This is a genomic window from Bacillus clarus (assembly GCF_000746925.1).
In the GTDB taxonomy this organism is placed as follows: Bacteria; Bacillota; Bacilli; order Bacillales; family Bacillaceae_G; genus Bacillus_A; species Bacillus_A clarus.
In genome coordinates, this window is sequence record NZ_JMQC01000008.1 from 3,807,718 (window position 1) to 3,826,797 (window position 19,080).

Below are 19,080 nucleotides of genomic sequence, written 5' to 3' on the forward strand. Positions count from 1 at the left end.
TCTTTTTTATTGGAGTGTTGATATGAAGGTTATTGCTGTGACAGGATATAAACCATTTGAGCTTGGAATATTTAAAAACGACCATCCTGGTGTTGTATGTATAAAAAAAGCAGTACATCGCAAATTACTCACTTTTATTGAGGAAGGATTAGAATGGGTCATTATTAGTGGGCAATTAGGGGTAGAATTATGGACTGCTGAAGTTGTTTTTGAAATGCAGGAGGAATATCCGGATTTAAAGTTAGCTGTGTTTACTCCCTTTTTAGAGCAAGAGGAATCTTGGAAAGAAGGAAACCGTGAATATTATGAATCTATTCTTGCAAGGGCGGATCATATTGATAGTATTACGAAAAGAAAATATGAAAGTCCAGAGCAATTTAAATTAAAGAATCAATTTTTTATTGAAAAAAGTGATGCGCTTTTGGCTGTATATGATGTAGAAAAACCAGGGAGCCCTAAATATATTGTAGAAGCAGCAAAGAAAAAAGGAGAAAAAGAAAATTATCACAGTTATTTCATTCTTTTTTCTGATTTACAAGATATAATAGAAGAGGAACAGTGGGATAATGCAGAGTAATATGTAATATATATCATGTATATATGATTGACAAAAGACATTGTTTCTGAAAAAATTTAGTTAATGAAAGTTTTGGCAAAAATTTGAGGTGAAGAAAATGATTTCGGATAAAATTAAATTAACAGCGAAAGATATTTTAGAAAAAGAGTTTAAAACAGGTATGAGAGGCTATCAACAAGAAGAAGTAGATAAGTTTCTTGATATGATCATTAAAGATTACGAAGCTTTTCATAAGGAGTTTGAACAATTACAGCAACAAAATGTTCGTCTGAAGCGCGAATTGGAAGAACAGAAATTAGCAGTGTCACAAGCTCCGCAACAACCAGTGCCAACGCCAGTTGCACAACCTGTATACAACAATACAAATACAGATATTTTAAAACGTTTATCTAATCTAGAAAAAGCTGTATTTGGAAGTAAGTTATACGAGTAAGATAAGGATAGAAAAAGATTAAAGCGTATTACATATAAAAAATCATTGCAAAATCTTTTTGTTTCCACTATACTAATGTTTGTCATAACGTTTGGGTAATCGCTGCAACGCCAACGTTGTAGAGGAAAGTCCATGCTCGCACGACCTGAGATGGTCGTAGTGTTCGTGCCTAGCCAATTCATAAGCTAGGGTATTCTGGCTGTAAAGCTGGTTTAACGGCAGGGAAAAAACCTAAGTCCTTTCGGATATGGTTTGACTACCTTTAAAGTGCCACAGTGACGAAGTCCTTGAAGAAATGATAGGAGTGGAACGAGGTAAACCCCACGAGCGAGAAACCCAAATAATGGTAGGGGAATCTTTTCCAAGGAAATGAACGATGGGAAAGGACAGGTTCTAGTAACCTGTAGATAGATGATTGCCACCGGAGTACGAGGCGTGGGCCGTTTGCAGTACAAAGGAACAGAACATGGCTTACAGAACGTTATGAACCAATTATGGAATACTCAGCTCTCCTTTGTAAGAGGAGGGTTTTTTATTTGTATGAAGTTATAATATGTGAGTTAAAATGGTAAATGAGAAAAAAATTCGGAATATGTAATAATTAATAGAAGAAACATTATTAATTATTGTTTGATTATACATAAGAGGTGAATGTAAATGGGAAAAGTTACTTTAATTGCAACTGCAGCAATGGGGATTGAGGCTTTAGTTGCACGAGAAGTTCGCGATCTTGGCTATGAATGTGAAGTAGAAAACGGAAAAGTAACGTTTGAAGCGGACGCAAAGGCAATTTGTCGTAGTAATTTATGGTTACGTACTGCAGACCGTGTGAAAATTAAAGTTGGTGAATTTAAAGCAACAACGTTTGATGAGTTGTTTGAAAAGACAAAAGCATTAAATTGGGGTGATTACATTCCGGAAAATGGAGAATTCCCTGTTATTGGAAAGTCTTTAAAGTCAACATTATTTAGTGTGTCAGATTGTCAACGTATTGTGAAAAAGGCTGTTGTTGAGAAATTAAAGACAACATACAGACGTACAACTTGGTTTGAAGAAGATGGTCCTTTATTCCGTATCGAGATTGCGATGTTAAAAGATATTGCAACATTAACGATCGATGCGAGCGGTGTTGGTCTTCATAAACGTGGATATCGTCTTGAGCAAGGGGAAGCGCCTTTAAAAGAAACATTAGCGGCTGCTTTAATTAAACTAACAAATTGGAAACCAGATCGCCCGTTCGTTGATCCTTTCTGTGGTTCTGGAACAATTCCAATTGAAGCGGCATTAATTGGACAAAATATTGCACCTGGATTTAACAGAAGCTTTGCATCGGATGAATGGGGCTGGATTGGTAAACAAAATTGGCGCGAAGCTCGTCAAGAAGCGGAAGATTTAGCAAACTACAATCAACCATTGCAAATCATTGGATCAGATATCGATCATCGTATGATAAGAGTTGCTCAAGATAATGCAGAAGAAGTTGGATTAGGGGATTTAATTTCATTTAAACAAATGCAAGTAAAAGATTTCACAACAAAAGAGGAATATGGCTATGTTGTAACGAATCCTCCATACGGGGAACGTTTAAGTGAAAGAGCACTTGTTGAAAAATTATATAAAGAAATGGGAGAAGTATTCCGCCCATTAGATACGTGGTCATTGTATTTATTAACAAGCTATGAAGCGTTTGAAAAATGTTATGGAAAAGATGCATCGAAAAAACGTAAACTGTTTAACGGCTTTATCCGTACAGATTACTACCAATACTTCGGAAAACGTCCACCGCGTAATTCATAGTATAAAACCTCTTTTCCGCGCATATACTGGCTATTATGCAATGCGTAAAAGGAGGAAGCGATATGGATGGTTTCCAATTATCAATGATTCAAAAGGCTATTCATCGCACGTATGATGAGCTGGGAAAAGAAATGGACGTTCACGGTACCATTGCGGATGAAATACAAAAAGCACAGGAAGAGTATTTATCTGCATTATCGCATGAAACATTGATTGATAAGCGTTATTTAAAGTCATTAATATAGAAAAAAATTTTCCTTTCTAGAAAGGAAAATTTTTTTCGCACATTTCTATGTATTACAACAGGGGAAAGCAACTGCTATTTATAAATAGCAGTTGCTATATCTTTTTATAGAAAAACTTTTTGGTTGGAGGCTAAGGATGTTTACTGAGAAGAGATTGCCATTTGAAGTAGGGAAACAAGATAATTTTTATGATAAGTTGAATGAGTGGATTGGAGATGTATTTTACGATATCCTTCCAGAAAAAGGTTTTGAAGAGCGCGATGAACAAATTTTTATGGCGTTTCAGTTAGAACGAGCTTTCCAAGAGAAGAAAGTTATGTTCGCAGAGGCGGGTGTAGGAACAGGAAAAACGATTGTATATCTTTTATATGCAATTTGTTACGCGCGTTATACAGGAAAGCCAGCTATTATTGCTTGTGCAGATGAAACGCTAATTGAACAGCTTGTGAAAGAAGAAGGAGACATTGCAAAATTGTCTGAAGCATTAGGGCTGTCTGTTGATGTGCGATTAGCGAAGTCAATGGATAATTACTTATGCTTACGTAAGCTTGAAGATGTTATGAGTGGACGAGCTCCAGAAGTAATTGAAGATTTATATTATGAATTACCTCAGTTCGTATTTGACCATGGTACGATGCAAAACTTTACGCATTACGGTGATCGAAAAGAATTCCCATTGTTAAATGATGAAGAGTGGTCAAAAGTGAATTGGGACTATTTCCAAGATTGCTTTACATGTGATTCCCGTCATCGTTGTGGTCAAACTCTGTCTCGTGAACATTATCGTAAAGCAGCAGATTTAATCATTTGTTCTCAAGATTTCTATATGGATCATATTTGGACGTATGATGCTCGTAAGCGTGAAGGTCAAATTCCATTATTACCAGAAAGTAGTTGTGTTGTCTTTGATGAAGGGCATCTTGTAGAGTATGCGGCGCAAAAAGCTCTAACATATCGTTTGAAGCAGACGATGATGGAACAGCTATTAACGAGATTACTACAAAATGATATTCGTGAAGAGTTCGCTCATTTAGTAGAAGAAACAATTTGGCAAACAGAAAGATTCTTCGAAGTTTTACAAGAAAACAAGAAAGAAATTGCAGGTTCTGATCGTTTAGAAATTACTGTGACAGAAAAGGTAACCGCTGAAGCGAAGCGACTTTATGCAAAAATTGGTGAAGTCGGTGACGCATTAGTATTTGAAAGTGAAATGTATACAGTAAACACATATGATTTAAATATTGTAGATGAGCATTTAGATGTGTTAGAGCATTCACTTCGTCTCTTCATGCATGAGAAAAATGTAATTACATGGGGGGAAGAAGGTGATGGTGCCTTTACGTTAGTTATTATGCCACGTGCAGTAGAAGAGGTATTACAAGAGAAAGTGTTCTCGAAAAAGATTCCATATATTTTCTCTTCTGCGACATTATCTGACAATGATTCATTTGCGTTTACAGCAAATAGTCTAGGGGTAAAAGATTATTTATCATTCTCGGTTGCGTCACCATTTGATTATGAAGAGCAAATGAAAGTGAATTTACCGTCATATACGAAAGAAAATGAATGGGAAAGAAAGTGCCAATATACACTTGAAAACATTCAAAAAACAAATGGACGTACACTTGTATTATTCCGTACAACGCAAGAACTTACAGCATTTAAGGAATATGTAAGTAAAGAGCAAATGTCAATTCCATTCTTATATGAAGGGGATCAAGAAATTAGTCAGCTCGTTTCGCGTTTCCAAAATGAAGAAGAGACTGTACTTTGTGCTGTTCATTTATGGGAAGGTTTAGATATTCCAGGTTCTTCCCTATCTCATGTTATTATTTGGTCACTACCATTCCCTCCAAACGATCCTGTGTTTGAAGCAAAACGTAAACATGTAAATGATCCATTTTGGGATGTAGATGTACCTTATATGATTTTACGTCTTCGTCAAGGAATTGGTCGTCTAATTCGTACAAGCGAAGATAAAGGTGCTATTTCATTATTCTTATCAGATCATGAAGATGAGAAAGTGATAGAGGCAGTGAAAAAAGTACTTCCCGTAAAAGGTCAAATACTATAAGTAAGAGTTTCTCATTTGTTACAGGAAAAAGCTTGGTGATAGCCAAGCTTTTTTTTTATAACAAAAGGAATTTATATTTTTATGTCGAAATAAGGGGGAGGTAGAAAAAGGAGGTTTTTATACTATGACAGTTGCTACATATGAAGTAGAAAAGCAATTTTTAGCATATGTGAAAAAGATAGAGAATTATGGGGAAGCATTAAGCTTAATATTTTGGGACTTACGAACAGGAGCACCCAAAAAAGGTGTGGACCAACGTTCAGAAGTAATTGGAATGCTTTCATCCGAAGTGTTTGCGATGTCGACTTCAGATGAGATGGGAAATTATTTAAATGAATTGGAAGTTTTAATTTCTGAAAATAAACTTTCTGAAACGACAAAGAAGATTGTTGAAGAGTGTCGTAAAGAATATGATCGAAATAAGAAAATTCCTCAAGAGGAATATGAAGCATATGTAAAATTAGAAGCGAAAGCGGAGAGTGTATGGGAAGAAGCACGCGAAAAATCCGATTTCGAAATGTTCCGTCCGTATTTAGAAAAAATTGTTGAATTTAAAAAGAAATTTATTACATATTGGGGTTATGAAACGTATAAATATAATACACTTTTAGACATGTATGAGCCTGGTATTACTGTAGAAGCGTTAGATCACGTATTTGGTCAACTGCGTGAGCGCATCGTTCCACTTGTGAAAGAAATCTCTGAATCGAAAAAAAAGCTGAAGACAAATGCTTTATTTGAGCATTTTTCAAAAGAACAACAAGAGAATTTTACTTTAGAATTATTAAATCAATTGAACTATAACTTTGAAGCTGGCCGACTTGATGAAACGATACATCCTTTTGAAATTACATTAAATAGAGGGGATGTTCGTATTACGACTCGTTATGATGAGAAGGACTTCCGTATGGCAGTTTTCGGCACGATTCATGAATGTGGTCATGCTGTGTATGAACAAAATATTGCAGAACAATTAGAAGGAACACCGCTTTGCGAAGGAACATCAATGGGGATTCACGAATCACAATCTCTATTCTTTGAAAACTTTATTGGTCGTAATAAATCATTCTGGAAGAAAAATTATAATGTATTGAAACAATACAGCGATGGTCAATTTGAAAATGTATCAGTAGATGAATTCTATGATGCAATTAATGAATCAAAACCGTCCTTTATTCGTATAGAAGCAGATGAGCTTACATATCCGCTTCATGTTATGGTTCGTTATGAGCTGGAAAAAGAACTATTTGATGGCACATTACAAGTAAAAGACTTACCAGAAGCCTGGAATGATAAGATGGAAAGTTATTTAGGGATTCGTCCAGAGAATGATGCACAGGGTGTATTACAAGATGTACATTGGTCTGGTGGATCATTTGGATATTTCCCATCTTATGCACTTGGTTATATGTATGCAGCACAATTTAAACATAAGATGTTAGAAGATATTCCGAATTTTGATGCATTATTAGAGGAAGGAAACGTAACGCCAATTCGTGAATGGTTAACAAAAAATATTCACCAATACGGTAAAACGAAAAAACCACTTGAAATTTTAGCTGATGTTACAGGTGAAGGGTTAAATGCAAACTATTTAGCTGATTATTTAGAGGCGAAGTATAAAGATATTTATGAGTTGTAAAAAAGAAAGGGAGCTACATATATGTGGCTCCCTTTTTATAAATAAAAATTTTATTGTATTTGTGTCTCGCGCAAGGGGGAAAGAATGATGAGTTATACTTTTGAAGTAATGACACAAGAACAAGCGGAAGAAATCGCATATAGCTGGCATTATGAAGGGGATTATTCTTTTTACGATATGGAAGCGGATGAGGAAGATTTAGCTGGATTCTTAAATCCTAAAGAACGAGGAGAAAACATATTTGCTGTTTGGTGTACTCATAACATGGTTGGATTTTTTAATTTTAATAAAACTGATATACATACAGTGGATATCGGGCTCGGAATGAAACCGAATATGGCCGGAAATGGATTAGGATTAGATTTTGTACAGGCCGGCATAATGTTTTGTAAGGAAAAATATAAACCAAGGCACATAACATTAGCAGTCGCTACATTTAATGAAAGGGCCATTAAAGTTTATAAAAAAGTAGGATTTGAAGCGGTTGGTACATTTGTACAAGAGACTAATGGTAGTCGCTTTGAATTTTTGAAGATGATTTATTCTAATTCAGATATATTAAACTAAAGCAATAAAAAGGTTTTAGTAATACATTTTTAGTGATTTGTTTGATGAAAGATAGTATTTTCTTCGTTTGATCTACTTTTGTTAAATACAAAGGCTTATGAGGAAAAGACTTTATTGAGGTGAGGAGGATTTTTCAAATGGACTATTTTAATAATTTTAATTTTGATTCTTTTTGGGATGATAGCGAATATGCAAGAAGTGAATATGCTTCTGAATATCCTACAGATGAAATAATTTCTAAAATAGAAAGTGAGTTAGGGTATAAGTTACCTGCATCTTATATTTGGTTAATGAAGGAACACAATGGAGGAATTCCAATAAACGATTGTTTTCCTACAGATATTCCAACAAGTTGGTCAGAGAATCATGTTGCTATATCTGGTATTTATGGTATTGGATATGAAAAAGCTTCCTCACTAGGCGGAGAATTCGGTAGTGAATTTTGGATTGAAGAATGGGGGTACCCTGAAATAGGTATAGCGATTTGTGATTGTCCCTCGGCTGGACACGATATGATATTTCTTGATTATAGAGAGTGTGGGCCTAAAGGAGAACCTTGTGTTGTACATATAGATCAAGAATCTGAGTATAAAATTACGTGATTAGCAAAAGATTTTGAAAGTTTTATAAGGGGGCTTGTAAATGGGGAAGTTTACGCTTAAATATGTTCAATAGAAAGAAAGCAGAGGCGAATTCCCCTCTGCTTTTTATTTACCATAACTTAAATCCTTTCGAACCAGGAGGAGCGTTTTGAATCATATCGATAAAGGGAATCGTGTAAGCAAATAAAATAAGGAGCGCTGTAATGCCAATCCAAAGTTTCCAATTATCGAAAACCATCGGTGTGTGTTCAGATGCATCAGCCACTTCGCCGATTGGAAATTCCGTTTTCCCTTTTGGAGCGAAGAAGACAAGGTCTAAGTAGATAATAATTGCAATGACAATACCTACAAATAAAATTGCTCCACCGACTGCTTGTGCAATTTGATATGGAATCCATTCGAGTGCTTGTTGTGCATTTCCATATGTTGAAAAAGCAGAGCGGCGCGGTGCCCCGAGGAGCCCAGCGAAGTGCATACCAGCGGACATAAAGAACATACCAATGGACCATACACAAGTTTGAATAATAGCAAGTCGGTTCATTTCCTTTGTCATAATGCGTCCTGTTAAATGCGGGATGAGCCAATAACTAATGCCGAAAAAGGTTAGTACGACAGATGTTGCTAATGTTAAATGGAAATGCCCCGTTATCCATACAGTATTATGAACCACCTGATTTAGTTGGTTACTTGCGTTGACAAGGCCACCTGCACCAGCTGGAATAAACATGAGCATACCAACGAATGGTGCGAAGAATCTAGCGTCTCCCCAAGGAAGCATTCGAAGCCATCCAAATAATCCGGTAGCACCTTTAGAGTGACCGAATTGTTCAAATGTAGCGAATAAAGAGAATGCAGTCATCAGTGACGGTATGACAACCATGAATGTTAATACAACCTGTAAGTATTTCCAGCCTGGATCAATACCAGGCTCTGTTAATTGGTGATGAAATCCTACAGGCATAGAGAACAGTAAAAATAAAATGAATGATAAGCGAGCTAATGAATCACTAAAAATTTTCCCACCAATAATTTTAGGGAGAATAACATACCAAGCCATATAAGCTGGAAGGAGCCAAAAATATACGAGCGGATGACCGAAATACCAAAATAAAGTTCGGCTAACTAATACATCGATTTTATCAACGAATCCTAAGCTCCACGGAATAAATTGTATAAGTGCAGCAGCAGCAACGCCAATTGTAGCTACGAGCCATAGCGCCATTGTGACAACAGCCATGAAGCTTAATAATGGACCTATTTTTCCTTTATTATGTTTTTTCCATGCTCGGTATTGAGCAAACATTGCAAATCCACTGAGCCAACTACCAATGATAACGAGAGTAAGTCCGATATAAAATCCTGGATGTGCTTTTAATGGGGCGTAGAAGGTATAAAGTACGGTTGCCTTATTAAGTAGGATGAAAATTGTAGTAATTGTAGTTCCGATTGTCATAAGCCAAAAGCCAATCCAACCTGTTTTTCGAACACCATTCGATAAAACACCGGTTGTTTTACTCATACAGGCGAATAAGAAACCAATAATAAAAAATGTTGTTAATACGAGTCCGAGTAATACCCCATGAGTCGTTAATATTTGATAGTATCCAATATCAGCAGGTAAATTAAATTTCCCTGATCGGACGAGAACTTGTAATAATCCGCATAATCCTCCTAAAAAGAGAGCGATAAAAGCAACATGAATATGGGCGATTGCTAGCTTTGCATCTCGTTTACTTATTTTATCTTGTAGTACAATCATTTGTCCGTCACCTCCACTTTCGCGCTCATCATATGATGGCCAGTACCACAATATTCGTTACAAACAATTAAATATTCCCCAGACTTTTGAAAAACTTGAGAAGCAGTGCTTACATACCCTGGTTCAACCATCATATTGACGTTTGTCCCAGCAATTTCAAAACCGTGTACAACATCTTGTGTTGTAACGACGAAGTCCACTTTTGCACCTTTTGGTACTTTAATTGTATTTGGTGTAAAGGAAAAAGCTTGAGCAATGATAGTAACTTGGTAATGATTCTTACCAACTTGTTTTACACCCGGAGTATCGAAGGGCGCTGTTGCATGTACTTTTTCAGGATCAATTGTTGTTAAACAACTAGGTGGTTTATTTCCCATATAAAAGGCGCTAATTCCTAAAACAGCTAAAAATACGAATAGTGAACTGACACCAAATATAAGCCAGATTTTTTCGTATTTGTGTAAGTGCATATCCACCATCTCCTTTTTTCAAAACGATATGTTATAGCCGATTAACGAAAATTTGATAGACGCTAAACCAGGTGAAGATAATGAAAAAACCAATGAAGAAAACAGAGATTAAAGTCCCTTTTAATGAACTTTTTTGAGTGCTCTCATTTTCTGTTTCGTGTAATTTATGCTCCCCCATAGTAGCCCTCCTTGGTTAAATGAAATCTTACGTTTTTATAATACAAAAAATTTAGATGATTTAGTTATGTTCAAATATGCTTTCAAAAAGTGTTCATTGATACAATAAAAACTATGTTTATAATGAGAACCTATCAAATCACGTTTTTTTACAAATTTTAACTTGGAGAGTTGTGAAAGAAATGTGAAGTGCATATTGTTTTGAAATTTTTAAGAATGGTGTATCATTACATTTAGACGGATGGAACGCGTGTAATAAGGGAAATAAGGAGAGGTTTTATGATTACGATAAAAACGAAACGAGAAATAGAGTTGATGCATGAATCTGGAAAATTACTAGCTTCTTGTCATCGAGAAATTGCAAAAATGATGCAACCTGGTATAACTACTAGAGAAATTGATTCGTTTGTAGAGGCGTATTTAGAAAAGCATGGTGCAACGTCCGAGCAGAAGGGGTATAATGAGTATCCGTATGCAATATGTGCATCTGTGAATGAGGAAATGTGTCATGGGTTTCCGGATAGTGTTCCTTTACATGAAGGAGACATTGTGACAATTGATATAGTAGTAAACTTAAATGGTGCGCTCTCAGATTCAGCGTGGACGTATACGGTAGGAGATGTTTCTGATGATGCGAAAAAGTTATTATTAGTAACAGAAAATGCTTTATATAAAGGGATTGAGCAAGCGATAAGTGGGAACTGTGTAGGAGATATTGGGTATGCAATTGAAAGTTATGTAGCTTCTGAAGGATTTTCTATTGCGAGAGATTTTACAGGGCATGGAATTGGTAAAGTCATTCATGAAGAACCAGCCGTTTTTCATTTTGGTAAGCAAGGTCAAGGTCCAGAATTAAAAGAAGGAATGGTAATTACAATTGAACCCATTGTAAATGTTGGTATGCGTTATTCTAAAGTAGATTTAAACGGATGGACTGCACGAACGATGGACGGGAAATTGTCTGCGCAGTATGAGCATACAATTGCAATTACGGAGGATGGACCAGTTATTTTAACGTCCCTTTAAAGAGAAGGTATGAAATGTAAGAGTTTTCAAAACTCGAACGAAAACGTTGTTTTTATAAAATTTGTACGTGTTTTTTTTAGAAATGCTTTTCAAAGTAAAAAAAGTGAGTTATAATCCTTCTATAAAATAAATAGGTTAGCTACACTCATATAATCGCGGGGATATGGCCTGCAAGTTTCTACCGAAGTACCGTAAATACTTTGACTATGAGTGAGGACGAATATATTGCTTGTTTAGCATTCTTTTTTGCGAAACTCCAAAAGCACGTCGCTCACTTGTAACGAGTGGTGGCAGCTTTTGGAGTTTTTTATTTGCATAAGAGGAGGAACAAACATGAAAGTATTACAAGAAAAGATTTTGAACGAAGGAAAGGTTTTATCTGGTGATGTATTAAAGGTAGACGCATTTTTAAATCATCAAATTGATCCAGTGCTTATGCAAGAAATCGGAAAAGAATTTGCAAAGCGTTTTAAAGAAGATAACATTACAAAAATCGTAACGATTGAATCTTCAGGGATTGCACCAGCAGTTATGGCTGCGTTAGAGCTTGGTGTAAAAGTAATCTTTGCAAGAAAGCGTAAATCGTTAACGTTACAAGATAATATGTATGTTGCTAAAGTATATTCATTTACAAAACAAGAAACGAACGAGATTTCATTATCTAGAAATCATATAGACGAAAATGATCGTGTGTTAATTATTGATGATTTTTTAGCAAATGGGCAGGCTGCATTAGGTTTAATGAGTTTAGTAGAACAAGCAGGCGCGAGTATTGCGGGAATTGGCATTGTTATTGAAAAAGCATTTCAAGATGGAGGAAAGAAACTGCGTGAAAATGGTGTGCGTGTTGAGTCATTAGCAGAAATTGCATCGCTTGACAATGGTACCGTTACATTTGTACAGGAAGAAACCGCGGAGGTGAAATAGCGATGAAGCAGCACCCATTTAAAATCGCATCACTCGGTGTACAGCACATGCTTGCAATGTACGCTGGTGCAATTATTGTTCCACTAATTGTCGGCGGGGGACTCGGTTTAAATCAAAATGAGCTAACATATTTAGTATCGATTGATTTGTTAATGTGCGGCGTCGCAACAATTTTGCAAGCATTATCAAATCGTTTCTTCGGCATTGGTTTACCTGTTGTACTTGGTTGTACATTTACAGCAGTTGGACCGATGATTGCAATTGGTAAACAATATGGTGTTTCTTCTATATATGGAGCAATTATTGCTGCAGGATTATTCGTTGTTATTTTTGCAAAGTTATTTGGAAAACTTGTAAAGCTTTTCCCACCCGTTGTAACAGGATCTGTCGTTACAGTCATTGGTGTTACGCTTGTTCCAGCAGCGATTAATGATATGGCTGGGGGCGTAGGAAGCAAAGATTTCGGAAGTCTGGAAAATTTAGCGTTAGCATTTGGAGTTTTATTATTTATCATTATTATGTACCGTTTCTTTGACGGTTTTATCCGCTCAATTTCTATATTACTTGGTCTTTTATTTGGGACAATCGTGGCAGCTTTCATGGGGAAAGTGAGTTTACAAGCGGTCGGAGAAGCAGGTTGGTTCCATGGTATTCAGCCGTTTTATTTTGGTACACCAACATTTGAATTAACACCAATTATTACGATGGTTCTCGTTGCTTGCGTAGGTATTGTGGAAGCAACCGGTGTATATTTTGCATTGTCTGATATTTGTAATAAAAAGATTGGTGAAAAAGAGTTAACAAAAGGTTATCGCGCAGAAGGGTTAGCGATGATTTTAGGCGGTATTTTTAACGCGTTTCCGTATACAACTTACTCACAAAATGTAGGTCTTGTTCAATTAACTGGTGTAAGAAATCGCGTTATTATTTATACTTGTGGTGGTATGTTAATTGCTCTTGGTTTTATTCCAAAAATCGCCGCAATCACAACAATCATTCCAAAATCAGTGCTTGGCGGTGCAATGCTAGCAATGTTCGGTATGGTTATGGCATACGGTATTAAAATGCTAAGCAGTGTCGATTTTGGAAAACAAGAAAATTTATTAATTGTCGCATGTTCTGTTGGACTCGGACTTGGTGTTACAGTCGTTCCGACGCTATTCTCTCAATTACCTGAAGGCATTCGTATTTTAACAGATAACGGAATTGTACTTGGAAGTGCGTCAGCAGTACTTTTAAATATCGTATTTAATATGGTACCACAGAGAAAAGTGAAGATAAAAGAAGAGTCAGTTCCAGTGAAAAGTGCGGTAAGAGAAGCATAAAAAAGCAAGGTCTCATTAAGAGACCTTGCTTTTCTTTTTAAGAGGCATCATCTTTCCGTACGTGCCAAGGCGCCAAATATATTCAAGTGGGCCGTATTGATAACGAGAAAGCCACCAGTGGCTTATAAAGATTTGTAACGTGTAGAAGGCAATACAAAATAGTGGGCCGATCCATAATGGAACGGGATAATATTTTTTGAAAAATAGACCGAATACAATTAATGTAATAATGGTATGAGAAATATAGTTTGTTAACGCCATTCGTCCAACATATTGGAATGGACGTAATAATCTCTGCCATTTTTCTTTCTGTAGTAAACGCATAAGTGTAAAAATGTAAAAGATGAATAATGTTTTTCCGCTTATCATTGTAATGCCCATAAGTGAAAATGGTGTATAAGGTTGATTTTTAATAAAGAAATGAATCATAATGAACCACATCGGTAATGTTAAAACGAACATAATGATTTGCCATTTTTTTAGTTTTGTATCTAATTCTTTCGTACGACGGAAAATATCTTTTTTACCAGCATATAATCCGAGTAAAAATAGTCCCAGTGTTTCAGGAAGCATAATGAGACTGTTTCCTATTGCTTCAGAATAGAAAGAATGGAATCTTTCTTCGGTGTGTACCCCCCAGTTTTCTAGCGGTATAACGGCTGAGGAAAGGTCTAATTTATCTAATGGTACTAATGCCATGAGAAGAGAACCTAATAATGTGAAAAATTGCATGAAACTTAATAGTACAATTGCCCATATTAAAATAGTACGAGGCTCTCTCTTATAAAATAGAAATAAGAAAAAACCAGTGATTGCATAAGTATGTAAAATGTCTCCATCCCATAAAAGGACATAATGTAAAAAACCGAATAATAATAAAATGAGAAGACGGCGGAAAAATAAAGTTTTCGGGTGGTCTGTTTTCGCCTCAGCACGCTTCATAAAAATGTAAAAACCTAATCCAAACAAAAATGAAAAAATAGTATAAAATTTTGTTTGAATAAACATATCGTAAAATAGGCGAATGTAACTGTCCATTCCTTCGTAAATCCCTGAAATGTCACGAGAGTCAACACCAGTAATAACTGGCCAGTTGACAAGAAAAATGCCGAGTACAGCAATTCCTCTAATGATATCAATAGAATGAATCCGCTCGCCTTGTGAAATATTTTATGTCATTATTTTCCTCCTTACTAAGTAAATCCCTTTTATTATACAAAATGTAAGAAGGAGGGGATAGAGGGATTTCCAATTTTTAAAACTGTTAAGATATGCAATATGAGATATAATAAGAGGGCACAGCAAGTTTTAAACTCCTTTAAAACAGGCAGTAAAGCTCCTTCTTCAGAGGAGCTTTCTTTTTAAAACATATTGATAATGATTATCTTTAGTGATAAAATATACTCAAAAGTGATAATCATTATCAAAAAAGGTTGGTGTGTTACATATGGTATATGCACTTGTTGCAGGAACGGTTGCTGTATATGCAGTGATTACAAAGTACGTGTTAAACGGAGTAGGAACAACAAAATGAACAATATTACATAAAATCCCTTTCATTTGTAAAAAGAATGAAAGGGATTTTTTATTTTTAGTGAGAATAGGCTGAAAATTTAGTATGATAATAAAGTGAAACTTTAATCAGTGGGGCTTTACCGTCACTGATTACTAGCTTTCGCTATTGGGACATTTTTTGGGCAGTGTATCACTCGCTTAACTTTTTAGGAATTAGGAGTGTTACTACCCGCAAATAGCAGGATAAAGTATATACATCTTGGATAAAGGGGAACAAGGGGATGACAAACATAGTACAGACAAACGGTATGAAAAAACTTGTTTGTTTTTATGAAGAATGGCAAAAGCATGGTGATACAGAAAATAGTTTAAAATTATTTGAAGTGATTCAAAAATATAAGCAAGAGCAGCTTATGCTAGCTTTCTGTGGTCACTTTTCTGCTGGGAAATCGACGATGATGAATCATTTATATAAAGCACAGCTCTTACCGACAAGTCCAATTCCAACAAGCGCTAACGTCGTTAAAATTGAAAGAGGGTCTGATCGCGTTGTTATAACGGTTAAATCGGGGGAGCAGTATGAATACGATGGTGCATACTCAGCAGAAGAATTAAAACAAATTTGTAAAAATGGTGATGAAGTAATTGGTGTTCATATTTATCGAAATGATGCACCGATTCCAGATGGTGTTATGTTAGTTGATACACCAGGGATTGATTCAACAGATGATGCCCACCAATTAGCGACAGAATCAACACTGCATCTTGCAGACGTCATTTTTTATATGATGGATTATAACCACGTTCAATCGGAAGTGAATTTGCAATTCGTTAAAGAACTGAAACAGCGTAATAAAACGGTGTATCTTGTTGTGAACCAAATAGATAAGCATAAAGAGAATGAGTTATCATTTGAGGATTATAGGGAAAGTGTGAAACAATCGTTTTTTAATTGGGATATTGAAGTAGATGGTATTTTTTATACTTCATTACGAATGATGAACAATCCACACAATGAAATTCAATGTTTAGAAGCATTAATTTCTTCTATTATGAACGAGCGTGAGCAATATGTGAAGAATGGTATGGAAAGAGAAACGGCTCATTTATTACAAGAGCATTTTTCGTTTGTTCTTTCTGAAAATGAAAAACAGCTGATGAAATATGAGGAGGAGTTAGCATCACCGCTCTCACTTTCAGAAATAGTAGAAAAAAAGGAAGAGTGGATTGAAAATAAACACCGTGCCGCTAGTAAAGAATCAGATGTGAAAAATGAGTTTATAAAAGGTTTACAGGCGATATTAGATAATGCTTATTTAATGCCATTTGAAATGAGAGAGCTAGCAAATCAATATTTGGAGACGAAATTAACGAAGTTTAAAGTCGGTTTGTTGTTTGCGAAAGGAAAGACCGAACAAGAAAAACAAAGACGTATAGATGCGTTTTATTCAGCTTTTCAAAAGACAGTTGAAACGCAGCTCGATTTTCATGTGAAAGAATTTATTGTAACGTTCTTAAAAGAGGAAGGCTTATTTACAGAAGAAATTGGAAAAGACATATATGCCCTGCAAATCGCTTTCGGTCCTGAATTATTAGCAGAAGCAATTAAACAAGGTGCAGGGTTCACTGGGGATTATTTACTTCTTTACACAGCAGATGTTGCAAATGAGCTAAAGAAAAGATATTTTATGAAATCTCAGCAAATTTTTGAAAAAAGCACAGGGGTACTGCAGAAAAAAGTAAAGGAAGCGATTGCTCGTATTGAAGAAGAAATTGAGCAATATACTGTTTTACAAACAGCGAAAGAAACAAAATTACAATATATTAAAACGTATGAGAAATATGAGGACTATTTACAAAATATTTGGTGTGATCGCGTTTCTGTACCAGAAGGTTTACAAATAGAAGATGTATTACAAAGTAAAAAACAAGTTGTGAGTGAGAAGTTCACAATACAAGAACAAGAAATAGTAAGTGATAGTACGTTTATAGAGGAGGAAGAGGCTAGGACTACGGCTACATTAAATATTCAGCGCATATTAGAGAAAGTGAAGAAAGCAGAAGCGATATTAGAGCCATTATCTACACTCCAGCACATACATCAAGAAGTAGTTGGGAAAAGACAACGTGTAGAAAAGAAGAAATTTACAGTAGCATTATTTGGAGCTTTCAGTGCAGGGAAATCATCATTCGCTAACGCATTACTTGGAGAAAAGGTGCTTCCTGTATCACCGAATCCAACGACAGCGACAATTAATCAAATTTTGCCAGTTACAGAAGAAAACCCACATGGGACAGTAGTAGTTCAGTTTAAATCCGAGCAAGCACTATTAGAAGATATGAAGGCAGTTTATAAACTGTTTCACTATGAAATAGCTACCTTGGATGAGGCACTGACGCAAATTGATACAATTATGAAATATCCTTCTCCGAGCGGAAAGCAGAAAACAACTTTTAGTTTTTTACGTGCGGTACAAAGGGGTTATCAAGCTGTTTCAGCTCATTTAGGAGAAAAAGTACAAGTCACATTAGAAGAGTTCTCTGATTATGTAGCAAATGAAGAAAAATCATGTTTTGTTGAATATATGGAGCTGTATTATGATTGTGCCTTAACGAGACAAGGGGTTGCTCTTGTAGATACACCGGGGGCAGATTCTATTAATGCTCGTCATACTGATGTTGCATTCCAATATATTAAAAATGCTGATGCTATTTTATTCGTAACATACTATAACCATGTTTTCTCTCGGGCAGATCGTGAGTTTTTAATTCAGCTTGGTCGTGTCAAGGATACGTTTGCGCTTGATAAAATGTTCTTCTTAATTAATGCAGCAGATTTAGCGCAGTCTGAAGAAGAACTTGAGATGGTTAAAGGGTATATTGCTGATCAACTTTTACAATACGGTATTAGGAATCCGCGTTTATTTGCAATTTCAAGCTTGTGTGCACTTGAAGAGAAACAAGGGAAGCGTATTGAACAAGAACAGTATGGTGTCCTGCAAAATTCAGGGATTGTTAAGTTTGAAGAGTCGTTTACTTCCTTTATGATGAGAGATTTAATGCTTGTTTCTGTATATTCTTTATATGGTGCATTACAGGGGGCGAATCAGCTTCTTATAAATATGATACATGGTGCGAAGCAAGGAAATGATGAGAAAGAAAAGCAAACGAAAAAATATGAAGCAGAGCGTAATCAGCTACTTCATATTATTTCATCATATAGTGTGCTTGCAGAAGAACAAGCGATGCAAAATGAAGTGAAAGAATTGCTTTATTATGTACAACAACGTTTGTTTTTACGTTATAACGATGTGTTTACTGAATTTATTAATCCGGCTTCACTTCGAACGGATGGAAATGTGAAAACACAGTTACAAGAATGTGTAATGGAGCTTATGTCATTTATCCAGCATGATTTATTGCAAGAAATGCGTGCGACATCACTACGTCTTGAAAAATGGATAGATGAAGCGATGAAGCGTGCAAAAGATGAAATTGTTGTGAACTGTAAAGCGGAAAATGAATCGATTTCTATGAACGGAACATTGGATTATGAATATAAGGTCATTACACATAAAGAGCCGTTTCCTTCAATAGAAATAAAAGATTTTAAAAAGGCGCTAGCGCATTTTAAAAATGAGAAAAGCTTTTTTGAAAAAAATGATAAAGCATTTATGCAAGAAGATGCTAAAGGAGTGCTAGAACCTCTTGTATCACAATATGTAGCTGATGAAGAAATTTTATTTGTTCATCACTATAAGCAGGAATGGGAAATGAAGTGGAACTTATTCCAGACAGTGATGCAGCAAGATATTCAGCAATATTATGAAAGTATATTATTTGCTTTAGCTGAAACAATTGATGTATCGCTATATGAACAAAGCAAAGATCAATTACAAAAGCAGTTAGTAGAAATTGAAAAAGAAATACATGTTTTATAAATG

16 protein-coding genes, 1 other RNA gene and 1 riboswitch are annotated in these 19,080 nt (G+C 35.6%); of the genes, 13 read left to right on the forward strand and 4 right to left on the reverse strand.

The genetic code is table 11. The features are described 5' to 3' along the window. Window positions 1-22: 22 nt before the first annotated feature. From DJ93_RS20435 to DJ93_RS20470, 9 genes are all read left to right on the forward strand, one after another. A complete protein-coding gene (locus DJ93_RS20435; RefSeq protein WP_042984275.1) occupies window positions 23-577 on the forward strand; it encodes an SLOG family protein in 555 nt (184 codons plus the stop codon). A gap of 97 nt (window positions 578-674) precedes the next feature. After that, window positions 675-1,010: a cell division regulator GpsB gene (gpsB, locus tag DJ93_RS20440; protein WP_042982902.1), complete on the forward strand. Its 336-nt coding sequence runs from the start codon at window positions 675-677 to the stop codon at window positions 1,008-1,010. An 87-nt stretch (window positions 1,011-1,097) separates the two neighbouring features. Next, window positions 1,098-1,489: RNase P RNA component class B (rnpB, locus tag DJ93_RS30955), an RNA gene on the forward strand. A gap of 178 nt (window positions 1,490-1,667) precedes the next feature. Further along, window positions 1,668-2,807 (forward strand): THUMP domain-containing class I SAM-dependent RNA methyltransferase, encoded by a 1,140-nt coding sequence (locus DJ93_RS20445; protein WP_042982903.1) that lies wholly within the window; start codon window positions 1,668-1,670, stop codon window positions 2,805-2,807. A gap of 62 nt (window positions 2,808-2,869) precedes the next feature. Further along, entirely contained in the window at window positions 2,870-3,052 is a 183-nt protein-coding gene (locus DJ93_RS20450; RefSeq protein WP_042982904.1) for a DUF3921 domain-containing protein, read from the forward strand. A gap of 136 nt (window positions 3,053-3,188) precedes the next feature. Next, the gene (locus DJ93_RS20455; protein ID WP_042982905.1) at window positions 3,189-5,126 is read left to right on the forward strand and encodes an ATP-dependent DNA helicase; all 1,938 of its coding nucleotides are present in this window, start codon (window positions 3,189-3,191) and stop codon (window positions 5,124-5,126) included. A 124-nt stretch (window positions 5,127-5,250) separates the two neighbouring features. Next, window positions 5,251-6,768, forward strand: coding sequence for a carboxypeptidase M32 (locus tag DJ93_RS20460; protein WP_042982907.1), 1,518 nt, complete (start codon window positions 5,251-5,253; stop codon window positions 6,766-6,768). Between the two features lie 87 nt (window positions 6,769-6,855). Continuing rightward, window positions 6,856-7,335: a GNAT family N-acetyltransferase gene (locus tag DJ93_RS20465; RefSeq protein WP_042982908.1), complete on the forward strand. Its 480-nt coding sequence runs from the start codon at window positions 6,856-6,858 to the stop codon at window positions 7,333-7,335. A 137-nt stretch (window positions 7,336-7,472) separates the two neighbouring features. Continuing rightward, on the forward strand, window positions 7,473-7,937 hold the full coding sequence (locus DJ93_RS20470) for an SMI1/KNR4 family protein (RefSeq protein ID WP_080743544.1): 465 nt from the start codon (window positions 7,473-7,475) through the stop codon (window positions 7,935-7,937). A gap of 109 nt (window positions 7,938-8,046) precedes the next feature. On the opposite strand, the gene DJ93_RS20475 is transcribed toward DJ93_RS20470, so the two are convergent. The 3 genes from DJ93_RS20475 to DJ93_RS32325 are packed head-to-tail and all read right to left on the reverse strand — an operon-like array spanning window position 8,047 to window position 10,344. Further along, window positions 8,047-9,696 (reverse strand): b(o/a)3-type cytochrome-c oxidase subunit 1, encoded by a 1,650-nt coding sequence (locus tag DJ93_RS20475; RefSeq protein ID WP_042982909.1) that lies wholly within the window; start codon window positions 9,694-9,696, stop codon window positions 8,047-8,049. Then, entirely contained in the window at window positions 9,693-10,166 is a 474-nt protein-coding gene (locus tag DJ93_RS20480; RefSeq protein WP_042982910.1) for a cytochrome c oxidase subunit II, read from the reverse strand. The genes DJ93_RS20475 and DJ93_RS20480 overlap by 4 nt, the downstream gene beginning before the upstream one ends. A gap of 31 nt (window positions 10,167-10,197) precedes the next feature. Next, a complete protein-coding gene (locus DJ93_RS32325; protein WP_117287828.1) occupies window positions 10,198-10,344 on the reverse strand; it encodes a cytochrome c oxidase subunit 2A in 147 nt (48 codons plus the stop codon). 278 nt (window positions 10,345-10,622) lie between these two features. Between DJ93_RS32325 and DJ93_RS20485 the strand changes: the two genes are divergently transcribed. The 3 genes from DJ93_RS20485 (at window position 10,623) to pbuX (ending at window position 13,621) form a co-directional block, all read left to right on the forward strand. Continuing rightward, window positions 10,623-11,369, forward strand: coding sequence for a type I methionyl aminopeptidase (locus DJ93_RS20485; protein ID WP_042982912.1), 747 nt, complete (start codon window positions 10,623-10,625; stop codon window positions 11,367-11,369). A gap of 125 nt (window positions 11,370-11,494) precedes the next feature. Beyond that, a riboswitch (purine riboswitch) is annotated at window positions 11,495-11,596 on the forward strand. Between the two features lie 106 nt (window positions 11,597-11,702). Then, window positions 11,703-12,296, forward strand: a complete 594-nt coding sequence (locus tag DJ93_RS20490) for a xanthine phosphoribosyltransferase (protein WP_042982913.1) — start codon at window positions 11,703-11,705, stop codon at window positions 12,294-12,296. 2 nt (window positions 12,297-12,298) lie between these two features. Further along, on the forward strand, window positions 12,299-13,621 hold the full coding sequence (pbuX, locus tag DJ93_RS20495; protein ID WP_042982914.1) for a xanthine permease PbuX: 1,323 nt from the start codon (window positions 12,299-12,301) through the stop codon (window positions 13,619-13,621). A gap of 15 nt (window positions 13,622-13,636) precedes the next feature. On the opposite strand, the gene DJ93_RS20500 is transcribed toward pbuX, so the two are convergent. Beyond that, on the reverse strand, window positions 13,637-14,788 hold the full coding sequence (locus tag DJ93_RS20500) for a DUF418 domain-containing protein (RefSeq protein ID WP_241484360.1): 1,152 nt from the start codon (window positions 14,786-14,788) through the stop codon (window positions 13,637-13,639). A 629-nt stretch (window positions 14,789-15,417) separates the two neighbouring features. Here DJ93_RS20500 and DJ93_RS20505 point away from each other — a divergent pair. Next, window positions 15,418-19,077: a dynamin family protein gene (locus DJ93_RS20505; RefSeq protein WP_042982915.1), complete on the forward strand. Its 3,660-nt coding sequence runs from the start codon at window positions 15,418-15,420 to the stop codon at window positions 19,075-19,077. Window positions 19,078-19,080 lie beyond the last annotated feature (3 nt).

Coding starts and splice junctions, on each gene's coding strand:
- DJ93_RS20465 (WP_042982908.1), top strand. CDS start 6,856: ATGAGTTATACTTTTGAAGTAATGACACAAGAACAAGCGGAAGAAATC.
- DJ93_RS20505 (WP_042982915.1), top strand. CDS start 15,418: ATGACAAACATAGTACAGACAAACGGTATGAAAAAACTTGTTTGTTTT.
- DJ93_RS32325 (WP_117287828.1), bottom strand. CDS start 10,344: ATGGGGGAGCATAAATTACACGAAACAGAAAATGAGAGCACTCAAAAA.
- DJ93_RS20470 (WP_080743544.1), top strand. CDS start 7,473: ATGGACTATTTTAATAATTTTAATTTTGATTCTTTTTGGGATGATAGC.
- DJ93_RS20480 (WP_042982910.1), bottom strand. CDS start 10,166: ATGCACTTACACAAATACGAAAAAATCTGGCTTATATTTGGTGTCAGT.
- gpsB (WP_042982902.1), top strand. CDS start 675: ATGATTTCGGATAAAATTAAATTAACAGCGAAAGATATTTTAGAAAAA.
- DJ93_RS20450 (WP_042982904.1), top strand. CDS start 2,870: ATGGATGGTTTCCAATTATCAATGATTCAAAAGGCTATTCATCGCACG.
- DJ93_RS20485 (WP_042982912.1), top strand. CDS start 10,623: ATGATTACGATAAAAACGAAACGAGAAATAGAGTTGATGCATGAATCT.
- DJ93_RS20460 (WP_042982907.1), top strand. CDS start 5,251: ATGACAGTTGCTACATATGAAGTAGAAAAGCAATTTTTAGCATATGTG.
- DJ93_RS20490 (WP_042982913.1), top strand. CDS start 11,703: ATGAAAGTATTACAAGAAAAGATTTTGAACGAAGGAAAGGTTTTATCT.
- DJ93_RS20445 (WP_042982903.1), top strand. CDS start 1,668: ATGGGAAAAGTTACTTTAATTGCAACTGCAGCAATGGGGATTGAGGCT.
- DJ93_RS20455 (WP_042982905.1), top strand. CDS start 3,189: ATGTTTACTGAGAAGAGATTGCCATTTGAAGTAGGGAAACAAGATAAT.
- DJ93_RS20435 (WP_042984275.1), top strand. CDS start 23: ATGAAGGTTATTGCTGTGACAGGATATAAACCATTTGAGCTTGGAATA.
- pbuX (WP_042982914.1), top strand. CDS start 12,299: ATGAAGCAGCACCCATTTAAAATCGCATCACTCGGTGTACAGCACATG.
- DJ93_RS20475 (WP_042982909.1), bottom strand. CDS start 9,696: ATGATTGTACTACAAGATAAAATAAGTAAACGAGATGCAAAGCTAGCA.